Origin of the sequence: Paracoccus sp. (in: a-proteobacteria) (genome assembly GCF_047973135.1) — a bacterium.
In the GTDB taxonomy this organism is placed as follows: Bacteria; Pseudomonadota; Alphaproteobacteria; order Rhodobacterales; family Rhodobacteraceae; genus Paracoccus.
The window spans coordinates 1-10,632 of the sequence record NZ_JBKEBL010000126.1; the positions used below are offsets into that span (position 1 = coordinate 1).

Genomic DNA, 10,632 nt, shown 5'->3' on the forward strand with positions numbered 1-10,632 from the left:
GTCAGTGCCCGATGCAACCCCGACATATCCGCGTAAGAAAGACAGACCCATGAGCGACAAGAACCGCGTCTATATCTTTGACACCACCCTGCGCGACGGCGAACAATCGCCCGGTGCGACCATGTCCCATTCCGAAAAGCTGGAAATAGCCTCCATGCTGGACGAGATGGGCGTGGACATCATCGAGGCGGGCTTTCGCATCGCGTCCGAGGGCGATTTCGCCGCCGTGTCAGAAATCGCCAAACGCGCGCAGAACAGCGTGATCTGCGGGCTGGCCCGCGCGCAATTCCCCGATATCGACCGCTGCTGGGAGGCGGTAAAACACGCCCGCCGCCCGCGTATTCATACCTTCATCGGCACCTCGCCCCTGCATCGCGCCATTCCCAATCTGGACATGGACCAGATGGCCGAGCGGATCGAACAGACCGTGACCCATGCCCGCAACCTGTGCGACAATGTGCAATGGTCGCCCATGGATGCCACACGGACCGAACATGATTACCTGTGCCGGGTGGTCGAGATCGCGATCAAATGCGGTGCCACGACGATCAACATCCCCGACACGGTGGGTTATACCGCGCCGCGCGAAAGCGCCGATCTGATCCGCATGCTGCTGGAACGTGTGCCCGGAGCGGATGAAGTGATCTTTGCCACCCATTGCCACAACGATCTTGGCATGGCGACGGCGAACAGTCTGGCCGCAGTCGAGGCCGGGGCGCGGCAGATCGAATGCACGATCAACGGCCTGGGTGAACGCGCCGGCAACACCGCGCTGGAAGAGGTGGTGATGGCCCTGCGCGTGCGCCATGACATCATGCCCTATGACACCGAGATCGACACGACCAAGATCATGGGCCTTTCGCGCCGCGTGGCCCAGGTCTCGGGCTTTCCGGTGCAGTTCAACAAGGCGGTGGTCGGCAAAAACGCCTTTCTGCACGAATCGGGCATCCATCAGGACGGCGTCCTGAAGAATGTCGAGACATTCGAGATCATGAAGCCTGCCGATATCGGCCTGAACGAAACCAATATCGCCATGGGAAAGCATTCGGGCCGCGCCGCCCTGCGGTCAAAGCTGGCGGATCTGGGATACGAGGTCGGCGACAATCAACTGAAGGACATCTTTGTCCGCTTCAAGGCTTTGGCCGACCGCAAGAAAGAGGTTTATGACGAGGATATCGTCGCGCTGGTACAGGACACCGCCGCCAATACCGAGGACGATCACCTGCAAGTGAAGCACCTGCGTGTGGTCTGCGGAAGCGACGGGCAATCCGCCGATCTGACGATGATTGTCGATGGCGAGGAAAAGACCGTCCATGCCACGGGCGACGGGCCCGTCGATGCCTGTTTCAAAGCCGTGAAACAGATTTTTCCGCATGACGCACGGCTGAAACTGTATCAGGTTCATGCCGTGACCCAAGGAACCGATGCACAGGCCACAGTCAGCGTGCGCATGGAAGAAGAGGGCCGCATCGTCAACGGTCAGGCTGCCGATACCGACACGATCCTTGCCAGCGTCAAGGCCTATGTCGGCGCGCTGAACCATCTGATCGTGCGGCGCGCACAAAAGGGCCGCGATGACAAGCAGATCAGCATGTATTCGCACTAAGCGGGACAGGACGGCCCGGATTTACGGGCCGTTCGCCTTTTGCGGCGTGGTTTGGTGCCGCAAAATTGCCCATAAATGCCACCTGACCGCGATCAACCGGCCGTATCGGGCCTTTCGCCGTGGCATTTCCTCTTTTATATGGGCAACGCCACGCTGCGGGCGATTCCATGCGGCGGACGGGATTGTTGAACGCACAGAAACGGGCAGGCCGGGATCAACCGGCGCGAAAGGAATACGGGCATGGCATTCGGCGGTTTGTTTTCGACCGACATCGCAATCGACCTCGGCACGGCCAACACGCTGATCTATGTCAAGGGCAAGGGCATCATCCTGAACGAGCCTTCGGTCGTCGCCTATCACGTCAAGGATGGTAAGCGGCAGGTGCTGGCGGTGGGCGAGGATGCCAAGCTGATGCTGGGCCGCACGCCGGGCAGCATCGAGGCGATCCGCCCGATGCGCGAAGGCGTCATCGCCGATTTCGACAGCGCCGAGCAGATGATCAAGCACTTTATCAAGAAAGTGTTCAAGCGGACCAGCTTTTCCAAGCCCAAGGTCATCGTCTGCGTGCCCCATGGCGCGACTCCGGTTGAAAAGCGCGCGATCCGCCAGTCGGTCCTGTCCGCAGGCGCGCGCAAGGCCGGGCTGATCGCCGAACCCATCGCGGCGGCCATTGGCGCGGGCATGCCGATTACCGAACCCACCGGCAGCATGGTGGTCGATATCGGCGGCGGCACAACCGAGGTCGCGGTGCTGTCGCTGGGCGATGTCGTCTATGCACGATCCGTCCGCATCGGTGGCGACCGGATGGACGAGGCGATCATCAACTATCTGCGCCGCAACCAGAACCTGCTGATCGGTGATTCCACGGCGGAACGGATCAAGACCAATATCGGCACCGCGCGCATGCCCGATGACGGGCGGGGGGCCACGCTGATGGTGCGCGGGCGCGATCTGCTGAACGGCATCCCCAAGGAAATCGAGATCAGCCAGGCGATGATCGCCGAGGCGCTGACCGAACCCATGCAGGCCATCAGCGAGGCAGTGATGGTCGCGCTTGAGGCCACGCCCCCCGATCTGGCCGCCGACATCGTGGATCGCGGTGTGATCCTGACCGGCGGCGGGGCGATGCTGGGCGATCTGGATTTGGCGCTGCGTGAACAGACCGGGCTGTCGATCACATTGGCCGATCAACCAATGAGCTGTGTCGCGCTGGGTACCGGCAAGGCGCTGGAATTTGAAAAGCAGCTTCGCCACGTTATCGACTACGAAAGCTGAGACTGCCCGTGCAGAGGGCCTGAATGGCACCCAAGGGACCAGATTTTGCAACCCCTATCCGGCGCGTTCTGATCGCGCTGATGGCGATTGTGCTGATGGCGCTGTTCCTGTTCTGGCGCATCGACAGCCCGCGGGCCGAACGGATGCGCATGGCGATGATCGACCGGATCGTTCCCAGCTTTGAATGGGCGCTGGTGCCTGTCGCCAAGGTCAGCCAGATGATCTCGGGGTTTCAGTCCTATGCGCGGATCTATGAACAGAATCAGGAATTGCGGCGCGAGTTGCAGAAGATGTCGGCCTGGAAAGAGGCCGCCGTGCAGCTTGAGCAGGAAAATTCCAAGCTGCTGGCGCAGAACAATGTCCGTATCGATCCGGCACTGACCAGCGTGACGGGGATGGTGATGGCCGACAGCGGCTCGGCCTTCCGGCAGGCGGTGCTGCTGAATGTCGGCGCGCGCGACGGAATCGTCGATGGCTGGGCCACGATGGACGGGCTGGGGCTGGTGGGCCGGATTTCCGGCGTCGGGCAGCGGACCAGCCGTGTCGTGCTGCTGACCGACCCGTCCTCGCGCATTCCGGTCACGGTACAGCCCTCGGGCCTGCACGCGCTGCTGACCGGCGATAACAGCCAGCTTCCGTTTCTGGATTTCATCGAGAACCCGGACGATGTCCGCCCCGGCGACCGCGTCGTGACCTCGGGCGATGGCGGCGTCTTTCCGCCCGCCCTGCTGGTCGGGCAGGTCGCGCAGCGCGCCGATGGCCGGTTGCGGCTGCGAATGGCGGCAGATTACGGTCGGCTGGAGTTTCTGCGCGTGCTGCGGTCGCACCCGGCGGAAACGCTGACCGATTCCGGTGCACTGGTCACGGCGGGCGATCATGGGTTCATCGGCCCGTTGCTGCCAGAATCGCCGGTTGAGGCTGCACAGGGCAGCGATCCCCTGTCCACCGGGACGGAACCGTGATGGCGACGCCCGCAAGGCAGATCGTGACCGGCGCGGGCCTGTTTCTGTTGTGCGAACTGTGCCTGCTGTTCCTGCGCATCCTGCCGTTGTCCTCGGGGATGACAGCATGGCCCGGCCCGGATCTGGGCCTGTGCCTGATGTTCGCCTGGGTTCTGCGCCGCCCCGAACGCCTGCCTGCGCTGGTCATTGTCGCGATGTTCCTGCTGGAAGATGTGCTGCTGTTGCGCCCGCTGGGGCTGTGGACCGCCATCGTGCTGCTGGCCAGCGAGGCTGCACGCTTGCGTGAGGCGCGTTGGCGCGATCAGTCGTTCATGCTTGAATGGTTGCGCGTCGCGATCCTGACCGGAGCGATGATGCTGGCCTATCGTCTGGTGCTGTTTCTGTTTCTGTCGCCCATTCCGGCGCTTGGGCAGATCCTGCTGCAATATATGGCCACCATCGCTTGCTATCCTCTGGTTGTGTTCGGGGCGCGCTGGCTGGTCGGGTTGCGCCCGATCAACGTCGCCGAAGCCGAAAGCATGAGATACAGCCGATGAAAAAGACCACGCGCGATATTCAGGAAAGCACCCGCCGCGTCGGGCGGCGTGTGCTGCTGCTGGGCGGGATCCAATTTGGCGTGGTCATGGCACTTGGGCTGCGGCTGCGGTCGATGCAGCTTGATCACGCCGATGAATACCGGATGCTGTCTGATGGTAATTCGATCAAGATCCGGCTGTTGCCGCCCGCGCGGGGGTTGCTTCATGACCGCAACGGGCTGCTGATTGCCGGGAACGAACAGAATTATCGTGTCACCCTGACCCGCGAAGAGGCGGGCGGCGATGTCGAACCCGTGCTGCGCCGCCTGTCGCGGCTGATCCCGATCAGCGATGAGCGGATGGCTGAACTGCTGGACGAGTTTTCCCGGCGCAGCGCCATCACGCCGATCATCCTGGCCGACCGTCTCAGTTGGGATCAGTTTGGCTCGATTGCCGTGAACGCGCCCGCGCTGCCTGGCGTCACCCCCGAAAGCGGCCTGTCGCGCGCCTATCCGCGTGCGGGCGATCTGGCGCATGTGTTGGGCTATGTCGGGCCGGTTTCGGATTACGATCTGTCCAAGATCGAGGAACCGGACCCGGTTCTGATGCTGCCGGAATTTCAGCTTGGCAAGGTTGGGGTCGAGGCCAAGCTGGAGGATCTGCTGCGCGGCAAGGCCGGGGCCCGGCGGGTCGAGGTGAACAGTGCCGGGCGCGAGATGCGCGAGCTCAGCCGGCAAGAGGGGCAACAGGGCGCGACCGTGCAGCTTACGCTGGATGCGCGCGTGCAGAACTATGCGGCGCAGCGCCTTGGCGAGGAAAGTGCCGCCGCCGTCGTCATGGATGTGCAGACGGGCGAACTGATCGCCATCTGTTCCTCGCCCAGCTTTGACCCCAACAAATTCGTGCGCGGGATTTCCTCGGTCGATTACAAGGCGCTGATGAACCATGATCACCGCCCCCTGGCCGACAAGACCGTGCAGGGCGTCTATCCTCCCGGTTCGACCTTCAAGATGGTGACGCTGCTGGCCGGGCTGGAATCGGGGCTGATCAATGGCGGGTCGCGGTTCTATTGCCCCGGCTATACCGAAGTAGGGGGCCGCCGCTTTCACTGCTGGCGGCGCGGCGGGCATGGCACGGTGGATCCGGTCCGCAGCCTGGAACAAAGCTGCGATGTGTTTTATTACGAACTGGCGCAGCGCGTCGGCATCGACCGGATCGGGGCGATGGCGCGCAAGCTGGGCATCGGCGTGCGCCACGATTTGCCGATGTCCGCCGTGGCCGAGGGGATCGCGCCCGACCGGGCCTGGAAAAAGGCCCGCTATGATCAGGACTGGCAGATCGGCGACAGTCTGAACGCCTCGATCGGACAGGGCTATGTGCTGGCCTCGCCTCTGCAACTGGCGGTGATGACGGCGCGCATCGCCTCGGGCAAGGCGGTCGGGCCGCGTCTGGTCCGCGCCATAGACGGCGCTCAGCAGCCCGCGCCCGATTTCCCCGATCTGGACATCAACCCGCTGAACCTGCGCATCGCGCGGCAGGGAATGGATGCGGTGATGAATGGCGGCAGCGGCACCGCGTCGCGTTCGCGCATCATTGCCGAGGAATGGCGCATGGCGGGTAAGACAGGCACCAGCCAGGTCCGCAACATTACCGCCGCCGAACGCGCGCGCGGGGTGATCCGCAACGACCAACTGCCGTGGAACCGGCGCGATCACGCGCTGTTCGTCTGCTATGCCCCGGTGGATGCGCCGCGCTATGCAGTCTCGGTCGTGGTCGAGCATGGCGGCGGGGGCTCGACGGCGGCGGCGCCGATTGCCCGTGACATCCTGCTGTTCGCGCTGGCGGGCGGGTTACCGCCGCTGGATGCCGTGCCATCGGGCGAACGCGCCGCGATGGAAGAACGCCACAACGCCATGCACCTGCTGCGATCCGAATCAGGCGGCCCCGGCCGCGTCCGCACCTGAAAGGGGGGCAATGTCCTATCTCGATTATCAGGTCGCGCAGACCCCGTCGGGCTGGCGCAAGATTTTCTATCTGAGCTGGCCGCTGGTCTTTCTGCTGGCGGCGGTGGCGGCGATCGGGTTCCTGATGCTGTATTCCGTCGCCGGAGGCCGGATCGAGACCTGGGCGCAGCCGCAGATGTACCGCTTTGCCGTGGGCATGGTGGCGATGATCGGGCTGGCCTTTGTGCCAATGTGGTTCTGGCGCGGGATTGCGGTCTTTGCCTATGTCGCCTGCCTGCTGCTGCTGGTCGCGGTAGAGCTGGTCGGAGATGTCGGCATGGGCGCGCAGCGCTGGATCGACCTTGGCCCGATCAAGATCCAGCCTTCGGAACTGATGAAGATCGCGCTCGTCCTGCTGCTGGCCGCCTATTACGAATGGCTGGACGTCAAGCGCGTCTCGCGACTGCAATGGGTGCTGGTCCCGGTGCTGCTGATCCTGACGCCGACCGCGCTGGTGCTGACGCAGCCCGACCTGGGGACATCACTGATGCTTGTCGCGGGCGGCGGGATTGTGATGTTCGCGGCGGGCGTTTCGCTGTGGTATTTCGGCGCGGTGATCGCGATGGTGGCGGGGCTGGTCTATGCCGTGATGGCAAGCCGGGGAACCGACTGGCAATTGCTGAAGGATTACCAGTTCCGCCGCATCGACACCTTCCTGGATCCTTCGGTCGATCCTCTGGGGGCGGGGTACAACATCACACAGGCGCAGATCGCGCTTGGATCGGGCGGCTGGTCGGGGCGCGGTTTCATGCAGGGCACGCAGTCGCGGCTGAATTTTCTGCCCGAAAAGCAGACCGATTTCATCTTTACCGTGCTGGCCGAGGAATTCGGCTTTGTCGGCGCGATGTCGCTGCTAACCCTCTATACGCTGATCATCGGTTTTTGCCTGTATTCCGCGATCAGCAATCGCGACCGGTTCGGGTCGCTGCTGACCATCGGGATCAGCGGCACGTTCTTTGTCTATTTCGCGATCAACATGGGGATGGTGATGGGAATGCTTCCGGTTGTCGGTTCTCCGCTGCCGCTGGTCAGCTATGGCGGGACGGCAATGATGATCCTGCTGATGGGCTTTGGCATGGTCCAGTCGGCCCATGTCCACCGGCCAAGGTGATCGGGATGCGGGTGCTTTTCGCTGCCCCCGGCGCGATGTGGGACCGCTGGTCCGCCGCCCTGACCGCCGCCTGCCCCGAGATGCAGTTGACGCGGGACGGCGATCCCGCCGGGTTTGTCGGCATCATCTATGCCCCCGGCGGCAAGATCGAGGATCTGTCGCCCTATGTGAATGCCCGGCTGGTTCAAAGCCTGTGGGCGGGGGTCGAAAGGATTGTGACCAACCCGACATTGCACCAGCCGCTTGCTCGCATGGTCGATCCTGGGCTGACGCGGGGGATGGCCGAATATTGCACTGGCTGGGTGATGCGGGCGCATCTGGGTATGGATGGCTATGCGCAGGATGGCGTCTGGCGCAATGACAGGGTGCCGCTGCTGGCGCCCGACCGCCGGGTGACGATCCTTGGCATGGGTGAACTGGGCCGGGCGGTGGCCGCGATGCTGAGCGGGATCGGCTTTGATCTGGCGGGCTTCAGCGCCTCGGGGAAAGCCGTTCCGGGCGTAAGTGTCTATGCGGGCGATCAGCTTGAGGCCGCGCTGGAAAGGGCCGACATTCTTGTCAACCTGCTGCCCGATACGCCCGCGACGCGCGGCCTGCTGGATGCGGCGCGGCTGGCAATGCTGCCGCGCGGGGCATGGATCATCAATCCGGGCCGGGGCACGCTGATCGATGATCAGGCGTTGATTGCGGCGCTGGATCGCGGGCAAGCGGGCCATGCCGTTCTGGATGTTTTCCGGGCCGAGCCCTTGCCCCCGGACCATCCCTTCTGGGCGCATCCCGGTGTGACCGTCACGCCGCATATCGCCGCCGAGACCCGGCCCGAGACCGCAGCGGCGGTCGTCGCCGAGAACCTGCGCCGCGCCATGTCGGGGCGGCCTGTCCTGCATCTTGTCGATCGCTGCAGGGGTTACTGATATAGCTGATGCTGCGCCAATTTGATGATCAAATTGGCTTTCGTCAGCTATACAATGTTCGTACCGATTGGATTGCCATGGGTCAGCCTTCAAGGCGGTTGGTCGAAGCCGTTGGGCCGCTATCCGGCGATGCCGGGGGGGGCGCGGCGGCGGCCTCTCGGACGCGGGCGATCCGTGCGGCCATCTTCTTTTCGCGGCGATGGTGATAGGCGCGGATGACCGGCACTGTCAGGTAATGGCAAATGACGCCCGCGATAAGGCCCCAGATCAGCCCGCCGATCAGATAGGGCAGAAACACCTGTTCAAAAAACTGGTCCAGATGCCCCCAATGCGCCACGCGCGGACCGAAAGGCGCAAGGATGTTGTTCCACAACTCTTCGGTGGCGCGGGCAAATTCGCCAAAGATCATCTGTGGTCCCAGATCGCCATGCTGGCCAAGGATCAGGCGTCCGGTTGTCAGTGACAGTACCGCGACGAAGGGCAGGGTGACGGGGTTGATGGCAAAGGTCGCCAGCAACGCGGCCAGCACATTCGCCCCTATCGCCCAGGCCACCACCCCCGCCAGAATGAAATGAAGCCCGAACAAGGGCGTGAACGAGGCGGCGATTCCGGCCCCGACGCCGCGCCCGATTCGGTGAGGCTTGTCCGGCAGGCGGCGCAGCCGGTGCAGAACATATGTTACCGCGCGCCGCCAGCCGCCGCGAGGATAGATCATGTCGCTGGCCATCTGGCCGTAACTGCGGGGCTTGCGCCTCTTGAACAACGTCTCAACTTCCTCAAGACGGCCCGTGAGGGTCCGCCTATGGTTTCAGTGCCTGATCGCGGACCCGGTAAACCTGCGCCACGTCGCTCTCCGCCTCAAGCGCGGTCAGCAGCGCGTGCAGGTGTTCCCTGTCCCGTAACTCGACCTCTACCTCGATCCGGTAAAAATCCGGTTTACGCTCGATGAACTCAAGGTTCGAAATAGTCGCCCCCGGTGCGCCAGTCAAGGTGCATATCCGGCCAAGTACCCCCGCGTCGTGGCGGATCGTCAGGCTGAGCCGCGTCGCATAGACGGCGGGATGACGGCCCACCCGCCCGTGCAGATCCCCCCATCGGTCAGGGCGGGCCTCGAACTCGGCCAGAACGGGGCAGTCGATGGCGTGGATGACCAGGCCCTTGCCGCGATAGGTGATGCCGACAATGCGTTCGCCGGGCAGGGGGCTGCAACAGGGGGCGCGGCTGAAGGCGGCGTCGGCCTCCAGCCCTGCGATGGGGCGGCGGCCGTCAAGCTCGTCCTGCGGCTGGTCGGCCAGTTCCGGATACAGGGTATCCAGAACCTCTTTGGCAGAATTTTCGGCGCAGCCGATCCGGGCCAGCAATTCGTCGGCATCGCCGAGGCCCATCTGCCGGGCGGCGGTGCGCAGCGCCTTGTCAGTCGGCTTGCGGCCAACATGTTCAAAGCTGACGCGCACCAGTTCGCGCCCCAGCCGGATATAACGGTCGCGATCCTCTTCGCGCAGGCTGCGCCGGATCGCGGCCTTGGCGCGGCCCGTAACCGCGATGTCCAGCCATGTCGCCTGCGGCTTTTGTCCCGAAGCGGCGATGATATCGACCGACTGACCATTCTTCAGCCGCGTCCACAGGGGCACGCGGATGCCATCGACCTTGGCACCGACGCAGGAATTTCCCAGGCGCGTATGGATCGCATAGGCGAAATCCAGCGGTGTCGCGCCGCGCGGCAACTGGATCACGTCGCCCTTTGGCGTGAAGCAAAAGACCTGATCCTGATACATCTCAAGCTTGACATGTTCCAGAAACTCGTCGTGATCCTCTTCGCCGAAGCGGTCGGTCAGGGTCTCGATCCAGGCGCCCGGATCGACGGCAAAGGGGTTCCGCGCCCGCACCCCGTCGCGATAGGCCCAATGCGCGGCAACGCCCGCCTCGGCGACCTCGTGCATCTGTCGGGTGCGAATCTGAACCTCGACCCGTTTGCCGTCGCGGCCCGACACGGTGGTGTGGATGGATCGATAGCCGTTCGATTTCGGCTGGCTGATATAGTCCTTTAAGCGCCCCGGCACCGAGCGCCAGCGGTGATGGATGACCCCAAGCGCGCGATAGCAATCGGCCTCGGAGCGTGTGATGATGCGAAAGCCCTAGATGTCGGACAGCCGCGAAAAGGCAAGCTGCTTTTCCTGCATCATGCGCCAGATCGAAAAGGGTTTTTTCGCGAGGCCAAAGACATCGAAGTCCACATCCGCCATTTA

The 10,632-nt window shown here is 63.6% G+C and carries 8 protein-coding genes and 1 pseudogene; 7 read left to right on the top strand and 2 right to left on the bottom strand.

Annotated elements, in window-relative coordinates:
• The first annotated feature begins 49 nt into the window (after positions 1-49).
• The 7 genes from ACK5L9_RS09610 to ACK5L9_RS09640 all read left to right on the top strand — a co-directional run bounded on the left by ACK5L9_RS09610 (position 50) and on the right by ACK5L9_RS09640 (position 8,386).
• Positions 50-1,606: a 2-isopropylmalate synthase gene (locus tag ACK5L9_RS09610; RefSeq protein WP_416911241.1), complete on the top strand. Its 1,557-nt coding sequence runs from the start codon at positions 50-52 to the stop codon at positions 1,604-1,606.
• 240 nt (positions 1,607-1,846) lie between these two features.
• Positions 1,847-2,881, top strand: coding sequence for a rod shape-determining protein (locus ACK5L9_RS09615; RefSeq protein WP_416911242.1), 1,035 nt, complete (start codon positions 1,847-1,849; stop codon positions 2,879-2,881).
• Between the two features lie 23 nt (positions 2,882-2,904).
• Complete coding sequence (gene mreC, locus ACK5L9_RS09620; protein WP_416911243.1) at positions 2,905-3,843, top strand: rod shape-determining protein MreC; 939 nt, start codon at positions 2,905-2,907, stop codon at positions 3,841-3,843.
• The gene (locus tag ACK5L9_RS09625; RefSeq protein ID WP_416911244.1) at positions 3,843-4,379 is read left to right on the top strand and encodes a rod shape-determining protein MreD; all 537 of its coding nucleotides are present in this window, start codon (positions 3,843-3,845) and stop codon (positions 4,377-4,379) included. Before mreC ends, ACK5L9_RS09625 begins: the two co-directional genes overlap by 1 nt.
• The gene (gene mrdA, locus ACK5L9_RS09630) at positions 4,376-6,322 is read left to right on the top strand and encodes a penicillin-binding protein 2 (protein WP_416911245.1); all 1,947 of its coding nucleotides are present in this window, start codon (positions 4,376-4,378) and stop codon (positions 6,320-6,322) included. The genes ACK5L9_RS09625 and mrdA overlap by 4 nt, the downstream gene beginning before the upstream one ends.
• Positions 6,323-6,332: 10 nt before the next feature.
• The gene (rodA, locus tag ACK5L9_RS09635; protein ID WP_416911246.1) at positions 6,333-7,472 is read left to right on the top strand and encodes a rod shape-determining protein RodA; all 1,140 of its coding nucleotides are present in this window, start codon (positions 6,333-6,335) and stop codon (positions 7,470-7,472) included.
• Positions 7,473-7,477: 5 nt separating this feature from the next.
• A complete protein-coding gene (locus ACK5L9_RS09640; protein ID WP_416911247.1) occupies positions 7,478-8,386 on the top strand; it encodes a 2-hydroxyacid dehydrogenase in 909 nt (302 codons plus the stop codon).
• Positions 8,387-8,468: 82 nt separating this feature from the next.
• Here the strand turns inward: ACK5L9_RS09640 and ACK5L9_RS09645 are convergent, their stop codons facing one another.
• Together ACK5L9_RS09645 and ACK5L9_RS09650 are read right to left on the bottom strand one after the other, a co-directional pair.
• Positions 8,469-9,149 carry a DUF2062 domain-containing protein gene (locus tag ACK5L9_RS09645; protein ID WP_416911248.1) on the bottom strand — a complete coding sequence of 227 codons (681 nt, stop codon included), beginning with the start codon at positions 9,147-9,149 and terminating at the stop codon, positions 8,469-8,471.
• A gap of 37 nt (positions 9,150-9,186) precedes the next feature.
• Positions 9,187-10,626, bottom strand: a pseudogene (locus tag ACK5L9_RS09650) (RelA/SpoT family protein); the annotation flags it as partial.
• Between the last annotated feature and the right edge of the window lie 6 nt (positions 10,627-10,632).